General features: G+C 69.2%; 17 protein-coding genes. 4 read left to right on the forward strand and 13 right to left on the reverse strand.

Going from position 1 to position 15509, the window contains the following annotated elements; all coding sequences use genetic code 11:
• Window positions 1-107: 107 nt before the first annotated feature.
• A complete protein-coding gene (locus tag ACF059_RS01515) occupies window positions 108-431 on the reverse strand; it encodes an STAS domain-containing protein (RefSeq protein ID WP_031148287.1) in 324 nt (107 codons plus the stop codon).
• A 174-nt stretch (window positions 432-605) separates the two neighbouring features.
• Window positions 606-1454: a 3-hydroxyacyl-CoA dehydrogenase family protein gene (locus ACF059_RS01520; protein ID WP_361938401.1), complete on the reverse strand. Its 849-nt coding sequence runs from the start codon at window positions 1452-1454 to the stop codon at window positions 606-608.
• Window positions 1455-1717: 263 nt separating this feature from the next.
• On the opposite strand from ACF059_RS01520, the gene ACF059_RS01525 reads away from it, so the two are divergent.
• A complete protein-coding gene (locus ACF059_RS01525) occupies window positions 1718-2290 on the forward strand; it encodes a cob(I)yrinic acid a,c-diamide adenosyltransferase (RefSeq protein ID WP_392049983.1) in 573 nt (190 codons plus the stop codon).
• A 53-nt stretch (window positions 2291-2343) separates the two neighbouring features.
• Here the strand turns inward: ACF059_RS01525 and ACF059_RS01530 are convergent, their stop codons facing one another.
• Window positions 2344-2919: a hypothetical protein gene (locus tag ACF059_RS01530; RefSeq protein WP_392049986.1), complete on the reverse strand. Its 576-nt coding sequence runs from the start codon at window positions 2917-2919 to the stop codon at window positions 2344-2346.
• A gap of 166 nt (window positions 2920-3085) precedes the next feature.
• On the opposite strand from ACF059_RS01530, the gene ACF059_RS01535 reads away from it, so the two are divergent.
• The 3 genes from ACF059_RS01535 (at window position 3086) to ACF059_RS01545 (ending at window position 6930) form a co-directional block, all read left to right on the forward strand.
• The gene (locus tag ACF059_RS01535; RefSeq protein WP_392049989.1) at window positions 3086-4270 is read left to right on the forward strand and encodes a sensor histidine kinase; all 1185 of its coding nucleotides are present in this window, start codon (window positions 3086-3088) and stop codon (window positions 4268-4270) included.
• The gene (locus tag ACF059_RS01540) at window positions 4267-4911 is read left to right on the forward strand and encodes a response regulator (protein ID WP_392049992.1); all 645 of its coding nucleotides are present in this window, start codon (window positions 4267-4269) and stop codon (window positions 4909-4911) included. Before ACF059_RS01535 ends, ACF059_RS01540 begins: the two co-directional genes overlap by 4 nt.
• A gap of 117 nt (window positions 4912-5028) precedes the next feature.
• Window positions 5029-6930, forward strand: a complete 1902-nt coding sequence (locus ACF059_RS01545) for a glycosyl hydrolase family 18 protein (protein WP_392049995.1) — start codon at window positions 5029-5031, stop codon at window positions 6928-6930.
• Window positions 6931-7057: 127 nt separating this feature from the next.
• Here the strand turns inward: ACF059_RS01545 and ACF059_RS01550 are convergent, their stop codons facing one another.
• From ACF059_RS01550 to ACF059_RS01595, 10 genes are all read right to left on the reverse strand, one after another.
• The gene (locus ACF059_RS01550; protein ID WP_360888499.1) at window positions 7058-7504 is read right to left on the reverse strand and encodes a DUF2550 domain-containing protein; all 447 of its coding nucleotides are present in this window, start codon (window positions 7502-7504) and stop codon (window positions 7058-7060) included.
• A gap of 159 nt (window positions 7505-7663) precedes the next feature.
• Entirely contained in the window at window positions 7664-8035 is a 372-nt protein-coding gene (locus ACF059_RS01555; RefSeq protein ID WP_360888496.1) for a F0F1 ATP synthase subunit epsilon, read from the reverse strand.
• Between the two features lie 164 nt (window positions 8036-8199).
• Window positions 8200-9642 (reverse strand): F0F1 ATP synthase subunit beta, encoded by a 1443-nt coding sequence (gene atpD, locus ACF059_RS01560; RefSeq protein ID WP_360888493.1) that lies wholly within the window; start codon window positions 9640-9642, stop codon window positions 8200-8202.
• Complete coding sequence (locus ACF059_RS01565; protein ID WP_360888490.1) at window positions 9642-10559, reverse strand: F0F1 ATP synthase subunit gamma; 918 nt, start codon at window positions 10557-10559, stop codon at window positions 9642-9644. Before ACF059_RS01565 ends, atpD begins: the two co-directional genes overlap by 1 nt.
• Before the next feature lie 20 nt (window positions 10560-10579).
• Window positions 10580-12175 carry a F0F1 ATP synthase subunit alpha gene (gene atpA, locus ACF059_RS01570; protein WP_360888488.1) on the reverse strand — a complete coding sequence of 532 codons (1596 nt, stop codon included), beginning with the start codon at window positions 12173-12175 and terminating at the stop codon, window positions 10580-10582.
• A 129-nt stretch (window positions 12176-12304) separates the two neighbouring features.
• Window positions 12305-13120, reverse strand: a complete 816-nt coding sequence (locus ACF059_RS01575) for a F0F1 ATP synthase subunit delta (RefSeq protein ID WP_392049999.1) — start codon at window positions 13118-13120, stop codon at window positions 12305-12307.
• On the reverse strand, window positions 13117-13656 hold the full coding sequence (locus ACF059_RS01580; RefSeq protein WP_392050003.1) for a F0F1 ATP synthase subunit B: 540 nt from the start codon (window positions 13654-13656) through the stop codon (window positions 13117-13119). Before ACF059_RS01580 ends, ACF059_RS01575 begins: the two co-directional genes overlap by 4 nt.
• 43 nt (window positions 13657-13699) lie before the next feature.
• Complete coding sequence (atpE, locus tag ACF059_RS01585; RefSeq protein ID WP_007266589.1) at window positions 13700-13933, reverse strand: ATP synthase F0 subunit C; 234 nt, start codon at window positions 13931-13933, stop codon at window positions 13700-13702.
• An 82-nt stretch (window positions 13934-14015) separates the two neighbouring features.
• Complete coding sequence (atpB, locus tag ACF059_RS01590) at window positions 14016-14852, reverse strand: F0F1 ATP synthase subunit A (RefSeq protein WP_392052973.1); 837 nt, start codon at window positions 14850-14852, stop codon at window positions 14016-14018.
• Between the two features lie 210 nt (window positions 14853-15062).
• Window positions 15063-15500 (reverse strand): hypothetical protein, encoded by a 438-nt coding sequence (locus ACF059_RS01595; protein ID WP_361938418.1) that lies wholly within the window; start codon window positions 15498-15500, stop codon window positions 15063-15065.
• Between the last annotated feature and the right edge of the window lie 9 nt (window positions 15501-15509).

Genomic DNA, 15509 nt, shown 5'->3' on the forward strand with positions numbered 1-15509 from the left:
GGCCGGTCGTGCGGGAAACCGCAGGGGTGCGATCACCACCGGACCGTTACGTTTCCGCAGGAAATGCAAAGGTCAGCGCGCTGCGGCTGCGACTGCGGCCGCCCGGATCACACCCGGGGCAGGGACTCGGCCTCCAGGCCGCCCTCGATGGCGAGGATCCGGTGCAGCCTCGTCGCCACGAGCAGCCGCTGCATCTGCGGCGGCACCCCGCGCAGGACGAGGCGCCGTCCGGTCCGCCCGGCCCTGCGGTGGGCGCCCATGATCACGCCGAGGCCGGTCGCGTCCCAGGAGTCGAGCCCGGTGAGGTCGAGCACGAGGTCGCCCTGGCCGTCGTCGAGGGCGGTGTGCAGGACCGTACGGGCGTCCGCCGCGCTGCGCACGTCGAGGCGACCCCCGACAGCGAGTTCGGCGTGGTCGCCCCTGATGTGCATGTGTACTCCCGGCGGTACTGCGTACGTATGGTCCGACTGGTCCGTGATCGGCAACTCTCACTGCAACTGACTGCCGCACGGGCAGGGAAGTTGCCGACCGTGAGCGAACCGATACCTAAATCACCCTGAGGGGTGAGGGCGTTCGAACGATGGTGCTCAGCGGCCGGCCCGGCCTCAGTGCTTGTAGAAGCCCTGCCCGCTCTTGCGGCCGATGTCGCCCGCGTCCACCATCCGGCGCATGAGCTCCGGCGGCGCGAACTTCTCGTCCTGGGATTCGGTGTAGATGTTGCTGGTGGCGTGGAGCAGGATGTCGACACCCGTGAGGTCGGCGGTGGCCAGCGGCCCCATCGCGTGTCCGAAGCCCAGCTTGCACGCGATGTCGATGTCCTCGGCGGAGGCCACGCCCGATTCGTACAACTTGGCGGCTTCCACGACGAGCGCGGAGATCAGACGGGTCGTCACGAAACCGGCGACGTCGCGGTTGACGACGATGCAGGTCTTGCCGACGGACTCGGCGAACGCCCGGGTGGTGGCGAGGGTTTCGTCGCTCGTCTTGTAGCCGCGCACGAGCTCGCACAGCTGCATCATCGGGACGGGCGAGAAGAAGTGCGCGCCGACGACCCGCTCCGGACGCTCCGTCGCGGCCGCGATCTTGGTGATCGGGATGGCGGAGGTGTTGGAGGCCAGGATCGCGTCCTCGCGGACGATCTTGTCGAGGGCGCGGAAGATCTCGTGCTTGATCTCGATCTTCTCGAAGACGGCCTCCACGACGATGTCGACGTCGGCGACGGCGTCGAGGTCGGTGGTCGTCGTGATGCGCGCGAGCGCCGCCTCGGCGTCCTCGGCGGTCATCCTGCCCTTGGAGACGAACTTGTCGTACGAGGCCTTGATCCCGTCCGTCCCGCGGGTCAGCGCGGCGTCGGTGACATCGCGCAGCACGACGTCCCAACCCGCCTGAGCGGAGACCTGAGCGATCCCGGAACCCATCAGTCCGGCACCGATGACGGCAAGCTTCCCAGCCACTGCACACCCCATGTATTCGAATGGGCCAGCGTCGAATTGGCCCAGCGTCGATGTGGCCCGGCGTCGACCCGGCCCGGCGTGGACACGGCCCGCCGGGCCTCGGAACGGCACCGTCTCCTGGCCCCTCCGGCGGAGACTAGCGTCCGGGCGGTGCGCTGTGACCGCGAAGTAACACGCGTCACGTCTCAGATGACGGACATCACACCGGTACGGCCCACCGCTCGGCGAGGGGCGCCCAGTTGGCCGCGCATTACGCTGGCGGCATGGTGAACCTCACGCGCATCTACACCCGAACCGGTGACCAGGGCACGACCGCTCTCGGCGACATGAGCCGCACGGCCAAGACCGACCTGCGGATCGCCGCGTACGCCGACGCCAACGAGGCCAACGCGGCCCTGGGGACGGCCATCGCGCTCGGCGGGCTGTCGGCGGAGATCGTCAAGGTCCTGGTCCGGGTGCAGAACGACCTCTTCGACGTGGGCGCGGACCTGTGCACGCCCGTGGTCGAGGACCCGCAGTACCCGCCGCTGCGGGTGGAGCAGTTCTACATCGACAAGCTGGAGGCGGACTGCGACCGCTTCCTGGAGCAGGTCGAGAAGCTGCGCAGCTTCATCCTCCCCGGCGGCACCCCCGGCGCGGCCCTGCTGCACCAGGCCTGCACGGTGGTCCGGCGCGCCGAGCGGTCGACGTGGGCGGCGCTGGAGGTGCACGGCGAGGTGATGAACCCGATGACGGCCACCTACCTCAACCGCCTCTCGGACCTCCTCTTCATCCTGGCCCGGGTGGCCAACAAGGAGGTCGGGGACGTCCTGTGGGTGCCGGGGGGCGAGCGGTAGCCCGCGCCGAACGCGGCCTACGCGCCGTACGGCCTCTTTGCGCCGTACGCGCCCTACCGCCCGGTCCGCACGGGCTCCGGCTGCTCCCCCGCACTACCGGCGGGGGCCTTCTTCGGCCAGACCGTGTAGGTGAGGGCGATCAGGCCGTGGATGGCGACGGCCCGCAGGGCGCCGGTCTGCCAGGCCTTGAGCGAGGCGACGTCGCCCGCGTCCCCGACGTACCAGATCGCGGCCTGGAGCAGGCCGAGGGCCACGGCGGCCGCGACGACGGTACGGCCCCACAGCTTCCACTCGTGGACGGCCCGCACCTTCCCGTACCCCGCGCCCGCCGGCTTGGGCCCGCCGGCCAGCCGGTACGCGGCGTGGGAGTCCAGCCAGGTGATCGTGTAGTGCCCGTAGGCCACGGTGTAGCCGATGTACAGCGCCGCCAGGCCGTGCTTCCAGTCCGGCTCGGCGCCGTTCTTGAGGTCGAGGGTGGTGACCACCAGCAGGGCCAGCTCCATCAGCGGCTCGCACAGCAGGACGGCGGCGCCCAGCCGGGGCATCCGCGCGAGGTAGCGCAGGCCCAGTCCGGCGGCCAGCAGTACCCAGAAGCCGACCTCACAGGCGATGATCAGCGCGACGATCACGAGATCCTCCGTTTCCCCTCGGGTGGTGCGACGTGCTCCCAGCCTCCCGCCCCCGCCGGGCCGGGGCGTCGTCTGCGGTGACGACCTGCGACTGCATCCTTCGATGTACCGGCAACTCGGCCTGCGCGCCGAGGCCGGCGCCCCGCACACCCTGTTGGATGGGACCGTGACCACGAAGCGCCCGCGCCCCCACCGACACGACGTCCTGCTCGCCGTGGCCGGCGCCCTGTCGGGCCTGGTGCTGTGGTCCTGCGGGGTCTACAGCAGCTCCGTCCGGGACCTGCTGCCCGCCTGGGTCGCCCTCGTCCCGCTCGTGGTGCTGAGCGCCCTGGAGCTGCTGCGCCGCACCCGGCCCGCGCTGGCCCTGGCCGTCGGCACGCTCTGTGTGATCGCCAACGAGTTCACGGTCGGCAGTCTGGCCGCCATCCTGATCTTCACCGACCTGATGTACGCCGCCGTCGTCTACGGCAAGCCCGCAGCGGCCCGGCGGCTGCCCGTCAGCACCGGTCTGATCACCGTGGCCGTCACCATCGCCGCCCTGGCCTGGCTGCGCACGCCCGAGGCGCTGCTGATCGGCGTGGTCACCGGCCTGGTCAGCTTCGGCCCGGCGGTGACCGGCGCCACCCTGCGCAACCACCGGGAGGCCGCGGTGGCGGCCCGGCTGCGCGCCGAGCAGACCGCGCTGCTGGCCGAGATGGACCGGGCGCAGGCCGTCGTCGCCGAGCGCGCCCGGATGGCCCGGGAGCTGCACGACATGGTGGCCAACCACCTCTCGGCCATCGCCATCCACTCCACGGCCGCGCTCTCCATCGACACGGCCGGGGCGAGCCGTGACGCCTTGGGGGTGATCCGCGAGAACAGCGTCCAGGGCCTGGCCGAGATGCGCCGGCTGATCGGGCTGCTGCGGGACGCGGGGGCCGAGCGCGAGCCGGTCGCCGTGCCCTCGCTGGACGGTCTGGAGGCCCTGGTGGCGCAGGCCCGCACCAACGGCTCGGCGAGCGGCCTGGGCTTCGTCCTGCGCGACGACCGGCCGCCCGGGGAGCCGGTGACGGCCCCGGTGGAGCTGGCCGCGTACCGGATCGTCCAGGAGTCGCTGACCAATGCCCTCAAGCACGCCGTCCCGGGCACGGTCACGGTCCAGGTAGGCCGCGAGGCCGGGGTGCTGACGGTGACGGTGGACTCGCCGTACGGCGAACGGCCCGGCCCGCGCGCGCCGGGCTCCGGGGCCGGGCTGATCGGCATGCGGGAGCGGACGGAGCTGCTGGGCGGGGAGTTCACGGCCGGCGCGGCCGGCGCGATGTGGCGGGTGCGGGCGGCGTTGCCCGCGGAGGAGAAGGCGGTGGGGGCATGACCATCCGGGTGGTGGTGGCGGAGGACCAGGCGGCGGTACGGGCCGGGCTGGTGCTCATCCTGCGCAGCGCGGGCGGCGTCGAGGTCGTCGGCGAGGCGGGCGACGGGGAGGAGGCCGTGCGACTGGCCCGGGAGCTGCGGCCGGACCTCGTCCTCATGGACGTGCAGATGCCCCGGCTGGACGGGGTGTCCGCGACGCGCCAGGTGGTGGCCGAGGGCCTGGCGGACGTCCTGGTGCTGACCACCTTCGACCTCGACGAGTACGTGTTCGGGGCGCTGCGGGCGGGCGCCGCGGGCTTCCTGCTCAAGGACGCGGAGGCGGCGGAGCTGATCGCGGCGGTACGGACCGTCGCGGGCGGGGAGGGCCTGATCGCACCGGCGGTGACCAGGCGGCTGATCGCGGAGTTCGCGGCTCCGGCGGCCCCGGCCAGGCCCGCGCCCCCGCCGGCCCTGGAGACGCTGACGCGCCGGGAGCGCGAGGTCCTGTCCTGTCTGGGGGAAGGGCTGTCCAACGCGGAGATCGCCGTCCGCCTCGACATGGCGGAGGCGACGGTGAAGACGCACGTCAGCCGCCTGCTGGGCAAACTCGATCTCCGCAGCCGCGTCCAAGCGGCGGTCCTGGCTCAGGAGTTGGGCCTCTAGGCGCACCGGTCTGGACCTCTTGACGGTTGGTCCAGACCTTTCTAGTCTCACCGGCACAACACTGTGGTGAGCGTGCCATGACAAAGCGTGCTCACGGGCGGCGCAGGTCCCACCCCCATGTCGTCGTCGGCCCCACGACCGCGACGGACCTACGGAGGATCACCGTTGAGCACAGCATCCCCACCGCGCACCGGGCGTGCCCGGTTCTTCACCAGAGTCGCGGCGATCGTGGCCGCGCTCGCCCTGCCCGTCACCGGGCTCGTCGCCCTGGCCGGCCCGGCCCAGGCCGCCGCCTCCGCGACCGCGACGTACACCAAGGTCTCCGACTGGGGCAGCGGCTTCGAGGGCAAGTGGGTGGTCAAGAACACCGGCACCACCACCCTCAGCAGCTGGACCGTGGAGTGGGACTACCCGGCCGGCACCTCGGTCACCTCCGCCTGGGACGCCACCGTCACCAGCTCCGGCACCCACTGGACGGCCAAGAACGTCGGCTGGAACGGCACCCTGGCCCCCGGCGCGAGCGCCAGCTTCGGCTTCAACGGCGCGGGCTCCGGCGCCCCCAGCGGCTGCAAGATCAACGGTGCCTCCTGTGACGGCGGCACCCAGCCCGGCGACGCTCCCCCCACCGCGCCCGGCACCCCCACGGCGAGCAACGTCGCCGACACCTCGCTGACCCTGAGCTGGACGGCGGCCACGGACGACAAGGGCGTCAAGAACTACGACGTCTACCGCGGCTCCGCCAAGGTCGCCACCGTGACCGGGACCAGCTACGCGGACTCCGGCCTGACCAAGGGCACGACGTACACCTACAGCGTCACCGCTCGCGACACCGCCGACCAGACCGGCCCCTCCTCCGGCTCCGTCTCGGTGACCACCACCGGCGGCGTCATCCCGCCCGACCCGGGCGGCAAGGTCAAGCTCGGCTACTTCACCGAGTGGGGCATCTACGGCCGCAACTACCACGTGAAGAACCTGGTCACCTCGGGTACGGCCGCCAAGATCACCCACATCAACTACGCCTTCGGCAACGTCCAGAACGGCCAGTGCACCATCGGGGACGCCTTCGCCGACTACGACAAGGCCTACACCGCCGACCAGAGCGTCGACGGCGTCGCCGACACCTGGGACCAGCCGCTGCGCGGCAACTTCAACCAGCTGCGCAAGCTGAAGAAGGCCTACCCGCACATCAAGGTGCTGTGGTCCTTCGGCGGCTGGACCTGGTCCGGCGGCTTCCCGCAGGCCGCCGCCAACCCGACCGCCTTCGCCAACTCCTGCTACAACCTGGTCGAGGACCCGCGCTGGGCCGACGTCTTCGACGGCATCGACCTGGACTGGGAGTACCCCAACGCCTGCGGTCTGTCCTGCGACACCAGCGGGGCCGCCGCCTTCAAGAACCTGATGCAGGCGACCCGCGCCAAGTTCGGCGCGAACAACCTGGTCACCGCGGCCATCACGGCCGACGCCTCCAGCGGCGGCAAGATCGACGCGGCCGACTACGGCGGCGCCGCGCAGTACGTCGACTTCTACAACGTGATGACGTACGACTTCTTCGGCGCCTGGGCGGCGCAGGGCCCGACGGCCCCGCACTCCCCGCTCACCTCGTACGCGGGCATCCCCCAGGCCGGCTTCAACTCGGCCGACGCCATCGCCAAGCTCAAGGCCAAGGGCGTACCCGGCGCCAAGCTCAACCTCGGCATCGGCTTCTACGGCCGCGGCTGGACCGGCGTGACCCAGGCGGCCCCGGGCGGCACCGCCACCGGACCGGCTCCGGGCACGTACGAGCAGGGCATCGAGGACTACAAGGTCCTCAAGACCAGCTGCCCGGTCACCGGCACCATCGCGGGGACGGCCTACGCCAAGTGCGGCAGCAACTGGTGGAGCTACGACACCCCGGCCACGATCGCCGGGAAGATGACCTGGGCCAAGCAGCAGGGCCTCAAGGGAGCCTTCTTCTGGGAGTTCAGCGGCGACACCACGAACGGTGAACTCGCGAACGCGATCCACACCGGTCTCCAGTAAGAGCTCCGGTAGAGACCGAAGCCGGGAAGACGGGTCCGCCCCCGTCTTCCCGGCTTCTTCACGTCTGGTTCTTCACGTCTGGTTCTTCACGTCTGGTTCTTCACGTCTCACGTGGCCCCGGGCCACGTCACGCGACGTTCACCCGCTGCCCGGGCGGCGCCGCCTCCAGCCAGGCGAGGAACCCGGTCAGCGCGTCCTCGCTCATCGCCAGCTCCAGGCGCGTCCCCCGGTGGACGCAGCCGAGCACGACGGCGTCGGAGAGCAGGGCCAGCTCCTCCTCGCCCTCCGGGGCGCGACGGGCGACCACCTCGATGGAGGAGCGCTCCAGCAGCCGGCGCGGGCGCGGGGAGTACGAGAACACCCGGAACCAGTCGATCTGGTCACCGCTGTAGCGCGCGACCCCGTAGACCCAGCCCTTGCCCGAGATGTCGGGCGTATCGGCCACACCCCAGCGCAGACTGCAGTCGAAGGTGCCGCCGGAACGCTGGATGAGCCTGCGGCGCAGCCCGAAGACAAACAGCCCGATCACCACCAGGGCTACGACCAGGCCGCTCACAAGCAGAGCGAGGAGCATCTTCACCGACCTCCTCGCTCATCGACACGCAACGAAAAACGACCTGCATCGCCTCAGCCGCGACCCGGTCTGGAATGTTCCAGAACGGACCGCGGCTGAGGTCTGCTGCGTACCGGCGGTCGCCCCCCGGTACTCAGCGGTTCAAACTCCGACGGGTGTTCAGCCCGTTACGGCGCGCAGCCGGACATCCGCGCGACGCTCGGCGGCCGCATCGGCCTCCGCCTTCGCGCGCTCCAGTGCCCGCTCCGCACGCTGGACGTCGATCTCGTCCGCGAGCTCGGCGATCTCGGCCAGCAGGGACAGCTTGTTGTCCGCGAACGAGATGAAACCGCCGTGCACCGCGGCGATGACGGTGTTGCCGTCGCTGGTGCGGATGGTCACAGGGCCCGATTCCAGCACACCGAGAAGCGGCTGGTGACCGGGCATGACGCCGATGTCGCCGGACGTGGTGCGGGCGACAACAAGGGTGGCCTCGCCGGACCAGACATTGCGGTCCGCCGCGACCAGCTCGACGTGCAGCTCAGCAGCCAAGGTGGCTCCTCGGGTCACCACCCGGCGGGTCAGCCGGGTGTTGGGTCAAATTCTAATGGGCGTGGGGAGAGGGACGGGACACACCCGCCCCTCTCCGCCGAGACACCTGCCGGCCGGGCCGGCGGGCCTTCGAACCGGATGCGCTCCGCGAGGAGCGCGCCGGATCAGGAGACGCCCAGCTCCTTGGCGTTGGCCTTCAGGTCCTCGATGCCACCGCACATGAAGAACGCCTGCTCGGGGAAGTGGTCGTAGTCACCGTCGCAGATCGCGTTGAACGCGGTGATCGACTCGTCGAGCGGGACGTCCGAACCGTCCACACCGGTGAACTGCTTCGCCACGTGGGTGTTCTGCGACAGGAAGCGCTCGACGCGACGGGCACGGTGGACGACGAGCTTGTCCTCCTCGCCCAGCTCGTCGATACCGAGGATCGCGATGATGTCCTGGAGGTCCTTGTACTTCTGGAGGATCCCCTTGACACGCATGGCGGTCGCGTAGTGGTCCGCCGCGATGTACCGCGGGTCGAGGATGCGGGACGTCGAGTCCAGCGGGTCCACGGCCGGGTAGATGCCCTTCTCGGAGATCGGACGGGAGAGAACCGTCGTCGCGTCGAGGTGGGCGAAGGTGGTCGCCGGCGCCGGGTCGGTCAGGTCGTCCGCGGGGACGTAGATCGCCTGCATCGAGGTGATCGAGTGACCACGGGTCGAGGTGATGCGCTCCTGGAGGAGACCCATCTCGTCGGCCAGGTTCGGCTGGTAACCCACCGCGGAGGGCATGCGGCCGAGCAGGGTCGACACCTCGGAACCCGCCTGGGTGTACCGGAAGATGTTGTCGATGAAGAACAGCACGTCCTGCTTCTGCACATCGCGGAAGTACTCCGCCATGGTCAGACCGGCGAGGGCGACGCGCAGACGCGTGCCCGGCGGCTCGTCCATCTGGCCGAAGACGAGGGCCGTCTTGTCGATGACGCCCGAGTCGCCCATCTCCTCGATGAGGTCGTTGCCCTCACGGGTACGCTCACCGACGCCCGCGAAGACCGACACACCGTCGTGGTTGTTGGCGACGCGGTAGATCATTTCCTGGATCAGAACGGTCTTGCCGACACCGGCACCACCGAACAGACCGATCTTTCCACCCTTGACGTACGGGGTGAGAAGGTCGATGACCTTGACGCCGGTCTCGAACATCTCGGTCTTCGACTCGAGCTCGTCGAAGCGGGGCGCCTTGCGGTGGATGGGCCAGCGCTCGGTGACCTCGGCGTTCGCCTCGGGGTAGTTGAGCACCTCACCCAGGGTGTTGAAGACCTTGCCCTTGGTGAAGTCACCGACGGGGACGGTGATGCCCTCGCCCGTGTCGGTCACCGGGGCCTGGCGGACCAGGCCGTCGGTCGGCTGCATCGAGATGGTACGGACGAGGCCGTCACCCAGGTGCTGCGCGACCTCGAGGGTCAGGGTCTTGAGCTTGCCGTCCTCGGCCGGGTCGGCGACCTGGACCTTGAGGGCGTTGTAGATCTCGGGCATGGCGTCGACGGGGAACTCCACGTCGACGACCGGGCCGATGACCCGGGCGACGCGGCCCGTGGCGGCGGCCGTCTCAACAGTGGTCGTCATTACTTGTCACTCCCCGCGGTCGCGTCAGCCATGGCGCTGGCGCCACCGACGATCTCGCTGATTTCCTGGGTGATTTCGGCCTGGCGGGCCGCGTTGGCAAGCCGGGAGAGGCTCTTGATGAGATCCCCGGCGTTGTCGGTCGCCGACTTCATCGCGCGGCGGCGGGCGGCGTGCTCGGAAGCGGCCGACTGCAGCAGTGCGTTGTAGATGCGGCTTTCGACGTAGCGCGGCAGAAGGGCGTCGAGGACGTCCTCCGCCGACGGCTCGAAGTCGAACAGCGGAAGGATTTCGCCCTTCGCACCGGACTCTTCTTCGACCTTGTCGAGGCTGAGCGGCAGCATCCGGCCGTCGACCGCGTTCTGCGTCATCATCGACACGAATTCCGTGTAGACGATGTGCAGCTCGTCGATGCCGCCCTCGGCGGTGTCCGCCTGGATGGCCTCGATCAGCGGGCCCGCGACGCGCTTGGCGTCGGCGTACTCGGGCCGGTCGGTGAAGCCGGTCCACGAGTCCGCGATCTTGCGCTCGCGGAACCCGTAGTACGCGACACCCTTGCGGCCGACGATGTAGGCGTCGACCTCCTTGCCCTCAGCGCGCAGCCGCTCGGTGAGCCGGTCGGCCTGCTTGATGGCGTTGGAGGAGTAGCCGCCGGCCAGACCGCGGTCGCTCGTGATGAGCAGGACCGCGGCGCGGGTCGGCGTCTCGACCTCGGTGGTCAGGGCGTGCTTGGCGTTCGAACCGGTCGCCACCGCGGTCACCGCACGGGTGAGCTCGGTCGCGTACGGCATCGATGCCGCCACCTTGCGCTGCGCCTTGACGATGCGCGAGGCGGAGATCATCTCCATCGCCTTGGTGATCTTCTTGGTCGCCGTGATGGCACGGATGCGACGCTTGTAGACCCGGAGCTGCGCTCCCATGAGTCAGGTCCCTTCCGTCGTCACTTGGAGACGTTGACGGCCGGTGCGTCCTCGCCCAGGAGCTTGCCGTCCGAGGTCTCGAACTGGCGCTTGAAGCCGGCGATGGCGTCAGCGATCGACGTCAGCGTGTCGTCCGACATCTTGCCGCCCTCGGCGATGGAGGTGAGGAGGTCCTTGCGCTCGCGGCGCAGGTGCTCCAGCAGCTCCGCCTCGAAGCGACGGATGTCGTTCACCGGGACGTCGTCCATCTTGCCGGTGGTGCCGGCCCAGACGGAGACGACCTGCTCCTCGACGGGCATCGGCTGGTACTGGCCCTGCTTCAGCAGCTCGACCATGCGCTTGCCGCGCTCCAGCGAGTTCTTCGACGCGGCGTCCAGGTCGGAACCGAAGGCGGCGAACGCCTCCAGCTCGCGGTACTGGGCGAGGTCCACGCGCAGACGGCCGGAAACCTGCTTCATGGCCTTGTGCTGGGCGGAGCCACCGACGCGGGAGACCGAGATACCGACGTTCAGCGCCGGGCGCTGGCCCGCGTTGAACAGGTCGGACTCCAGGAAGCACTGGCCGTCGGTGATGGAGATGACGTTGGTCGGGATGAACGCCGACACGTCGTTCGCCTTGGTCTCGACGATCGGCAGACCGGTCATCGAACCGGCACCCATCTCGTCGGAGAGCTTCGCGCAGCGCTCCAGCAGACGCGAGTGCAGGTAGAAGACGTCACCCGGGTAGGCCTCACGGCCCGGCGGGCGGCGCAGCAGCAGCGACACGGCGCGGTAGGCGTCGGCCTGCTTCGACAGGTCGTCGAAGATGATCAGGACGTGCTTGCCGGCGTACATCCAGTGCTGGCCGATGGCGGAACCGGTGTACGGCGCCAGGTACTTGAAGCCGGCCGGGTCGGACGCCGGGGCGGCGACGATCGTCGTGTACTCGAGCGCGCCGGCCTCTTCCAGGGCGCCGCGAACGGACGCGATGGTCGAGCCCTTCTGGCCGATGGCGACGTAGATGCAGCGGACCTGCTTGTTCACGTCGCCCGAGCGCCAGTTGTCGCGCTGGTTGATGATCGTGTCGACGGCCAGAGCGGTCTTGCCGGTCTGACGGTCACCGATGATCAGCTGACGCTGGCCACGGCCGATCGGCACCATCGCGTCGACGGCCTTGTAGCCGGTCTGCATGGGCTCGTGCACCGACTTGCGGACCATGACGCCCGGGGCCTGCAGCTCGAGGGCGCGGCGGCCTTCGGTCGCGATCTCGCCGAGGCCGTCGATCGGGTTGCCGAGCGGGTCGACGACGCGGCCGAGGTAGCCCTCGCCGACGCCTACGGAGAGAACCTCACCGGTGCGCTGCACCGGCTGGCCCTCCTCGATACCGCTGAACTCGCCGAGGACGATCGCACCGATCTCGCGCTCCTCGAGGTTGAGGGCGAGACCGAGGGTGCCGTCCTCGAACTTCAGCAGCTCGTTCGCCATGGCGGAGGGCAGGCCCTCCACCTTCGCGATGCCGTCGCCGGCAACGCTGACCGTTCCGACCTCCTCGCGCGAGGCCGCGTCCGGCTGGTACGACTGGACAAAGTTCTCCAGTGCGTCCCGGATCTCCTCCGGCCGGATCGTGAGCTCCGCCATCTGGGTTCCCTGCTCTCCTTGTTGGGCCTGAAGCTTCTTTGGGGTCTGGGGGCGACCCCCAGGAATCTTCTGCAAGTTCTGCACGGCCCAACCGGGCCGCTAGGAATGCTTTGTTCTATTGGTGGCTGGTCAGCCGGCCATGCGGCGGGACGCCTCGGAGAGGCGCTCCGCGATGGTGCCGTCGATGACCTCATCGCCGACGCGCACCTCGATCCCGCCGAGGACCTCGGGGTCCACGTCGAGGTTCAGGTGCATCTGGCGGCCGTACAGCTTGGCCAGCACCGCGCCGAGACGCGCCCGCTGCACGTCGCTGAGCGGAACCGCGGTGGTCACGGTGGCGACCATGCGGTTGCGGCGCTCGGCGGCGAGCGTGGAAAGGGACTCGAGTCCCGCTTCCAGGCTACGTCCACGCGGACGGGTGACCAGACGCGTGACCAGGCGCTCGGTGACGGCGTTCGCCTTGCCGCCGAGCAGGCTGCGCAGCAGCTCGCTCTTGGCGGCGACGGTGGCCGCACGGTCGGTGAGCGCGGAGCGCAGCTCCGTGTTGGAGGAGACGATCCGGCCGAACCGGAAGATCTCGTCCTCGACGTTGTCGAGCGCGCCGCCCTGCTGGGCCGCCGTGAGGTCGGCGGTGGCCGCCAGCTCCTCCAGCGAGTCCACCAGGTCACGGGACTGCGACCAGCGCGACCGCGCCATGCCGGACACCAGGTCGAGGGTCTCCCCGCCCACCTGGCCGGCCAGCAGCCGGCTCACCAGCTCGGCCTTGGCCTCGCCGGACTGCGCCGGGTCCGTGATGACCCGACGCAGCGAGACCTCACGGTCGAGCAGCGCGGTGACGGCTGCCAGCTCGCCGGCGAGCTTCGCCGCGTCGACGGACGTGTTGTCCGTCAGCGCGTCGAGACGCTCGCGCGCGGAGGCCAGCGCCTCGCGGCTCGCTCCGTTCATCGGGCCGCCTCGGCCTTCTCCTCAAGCTCGCTGAGGAAGCGGTCGATCGTGCGGCTCTGCCGGGCGTGGTCCTCAAGGGACTCGCCGACGAGCTTTCCGGCCAGGTCGGTGGCGAGCTTGCCCACGTCCTGGCGCAGCGCCTGAGCGGCGGCCTTGCGGTCTGCCGCGATCTGGGCGTGGCCGGCAGCGATGATCTCCTCACGCTGCCGCTGGCCCTCTGCGCGCAGTTCTTCCTTGAGCGCAGTGCCCTGCTCCAGCGCTTCCTGGCGCAGGCGCGCGGCTTCGTGCCGGGCTTCGGCGAGCTGGGCCTTGTACTGCTCCAGCACGCTCTGAGCCTCGGTCTGAGCGGCCTCAGCCTTCTCGATACCGCCCTCGATGGCCTCGCGACGCTCGTCCAGAACCTTGTTGATGTTCGGGAGGAGCTTCTTCGCGAGGAAGCCGAAGACGATGACGAAGGCGATCAGACCGATGACGAGCTCGGGGATCGGCGGGATGAGGGGGTTTTCCACCTCAGCCGCGAGAACCAGGAGGTTCACATCAGTGCCTTTCGTCTAATGGGCTGTTCGTCGAGACCGAAGATCAGGAGCTCGGGTAAACGAACGGCATGACCAGACCGATCAGGGCGAGCGCCTCACAGAAGGCGAAGCCGAGGATCTGGTTGGCGCGGATCAGACCGGCAGCCTCGGGCTGACGGGCGAGGGCCTGGGTGCCGTTACCGAAGATGATGCCGACGCCGACGCCGGGGCCGATGGCCGCGAGACCGTAACCAACGGAGCTGAGGGAGCCGGTGACGGCGGCAAGGGTCTGGGACATGCCAGTTCTTCCTTCTCTTTCACGGACCGGTGGGGGTTGGCCACCGGACGAATACGGGGGGCTGAGCTTGGGCGGGCCTGGCTCAGTGGTGCTCGGCGAGCGCGCCCTGGATGAAGCTGCAGGCCAGGAGGACGAAGACGTACGCCTGGACAGCCTGGATGAAGAGCTCGAAGGCGGTCATCACGATCACCATCACGAACGACACACCCGCGTAGGCGATGCCGATGCCGTTCAGCAGGTACCAGCTGGCGATCGTGAAGAGCAGCAGCAGGGTGTGACCGGCGAACATGTTCGCGAAGAGTCGGACCGCGTGGGTGAACGGGCGCACCAGGACGTTCGAGAAGAACTCGATGACCATGATGAGCGGCAGGACGCCACCGAGGGTCTTGTCGTAGCCCGTCAGGTTCTTCAGGCCGCCCACGAAGCCGTGGCGCTTGAAGGTGACCGACATCCAGACGGCGTAGACCAGCAGGGCCAGCACCATCGGGTACGCGATGATCGAGGTCACCGGGAACTGCGCGACGGGGATGATCGACCAGACGTTCAGGATCCAGACGAAGAAGAACAGCGAGACCATCAGGGGGACGTACTTCTCGCCCTCCTTCTTGCCCAGCGTCTCGTACACGATGCCGCGGCGTACGAAGTCGTAGCCGGCCTCGGCGACCATCTGCAGCTTGCCCGGGACGACCTTCGGCTTGCTGAAGGCGGCCCAGAAGAAGCCGAGGATGATGACCGTGCCCAGCAGGGCCAGCAGCATCGGCTTGTTGAAGTACAGGTTGCTGTCGGCATCGCCCCACAGCGGCTCGAAGAGGAACGAGTGCAGGCCCGGGCCGGGGAAGCCACAACCGTCGAAGATGTGGCAGTCGGTCTCGAAAGCGAGGACCTGCGTCGGGTCAGCACTCACCGCGGGCTCCTTCAGCGTGGCGCATAGGTACGGCAACCTCGTTGTGTCGGCGCGGCGCGCAGCCGCGGTTCGGCACTGGACTGGTGTTACGGATGGTGGGGCGGCAGTCAGGCATCGAGCCTCGCGATGGGACAGGCGTCAGCTCAGATGCCCGCGCCCGCAGTGCCGCAGTTGGCACCGGACGATAGCAGGACCCCGAACGCGTACTTATCCCGACCCTACCCCTCACGACTTCGACCCCGGATTTTCGGGCTTGTCGCCCTTCACCGAGTCCGGTTCGACGTAAAGGATCTTGGCCTTCATATGAGCACGGGTCTGCGCGCCGATCCACACGAGGGTGGTGGCCACGAGCGTGATCGCAAAAGCCCTGGGGTGGAACAGCGTCGTGTTCTTGAACACGGCGAGAAAGACGAAGAGCAGCAGGATCTGGGCCGCGTAGAGCATGAGCCCCATGGCCTGGAAGAGATGCGGCAGTGATTTCGCCGTGCGCTGCAGAACGATGAATCCGATGCCCATGAACAGGATCACGACCAGCGTGGCGACAACAGACCCGACCGCTCCCTTTCCGCCGACCACGAATGCGCTGATCGCGGCGGCTACGGCGCCGGCGGCAGCGGTGGGTACGGCGGTTTGAAGCAGGGGTCGGACATCATCTGACCGCATGGCGGTTTG

Source organism: Streptomyces sp. NPDC016562 (assembly GCF_043076955.1).
GTDB lineage: Bacteria > Actinomycetota > Actinomycetes > Streptomycetales > Streptomycetaceae > Streptomyces.

Coding starts and splice junctions, on each gene's coding strand:
- ACF059_RS01565 (WP_360888490.1), bottom strand. CDS start 10,559: ATGGGAGCGCAGCTCCGGGTCTACAAGCGTCGCATCCGTGCCATCACG.
- ACF059_RS01540 (WP_392049992.1), top strand. CDS start 4,267: ATGACCATCCGGGTGGTGGTGGCGGAGGACCAGGCGGCGGTACGGGCC.
- ACF059_RS01545 (WP_392049995.1), top strand. CDS start 5,029: ATGTCGTCGTCGGCCCCACGACCGCGACGGACCTACGGAGGATCACCG.
- ACF059_RS01595 (WP_361938418.1), bottom strand. CDS start 15,500: ATGCGGTCAGATGATGTCCGACCCCTGCTTCAAACCGCCGTACCCACC.
- ACF059_RS01515 (WP_031148287.1), bottom strand. CDS start 431: ATGCACATCAGGGGCGACCACGCCGAACTCGCTGTCGGGGGTCGCCTC.
- ACF059_RS01525 (WP_392049983.1), top strand. CDS start 1,718: ATGGTGAACCTCACGCGCATCTACACCCGAACCGGTGACCAGGGCACG.
- ACF059_RS01575 (WP_392049999.1), bottom strand. CDS start 13,120: ATGAACGGAGCGAGCCGCGAGGCGCTGGCCTCCGCGCGCGAGCGTCTC.
- ACF059_RS01550 (WP_360888499.1), bottom strand. CDS start 7,504: ATGCTCCTCGCTCTGCTTGTGAGCGGCCTGGTCGTAGCCCTGGTGGTG.
- atpE (WP_007266589.1), bottom strand. CDS start 13,933: ATGTCCCAGACCCTTGCCGCCGTCACCGGCTCCCTCAGCTCCGTTGGT.
- atpA (WP_360888488.1), bottom strand. CDS start 12,175: ATGGCGGAGCTCACGATCCGGCCGGAGGAGATCCGGGACGCACTGGAG.
- atpD (WP_360888493.1), bottom strand. CDS start 9,642: ATGACGACCACTGTTGAGACGGCCGCCGCCACGGGCCGCGTCGCCCGG.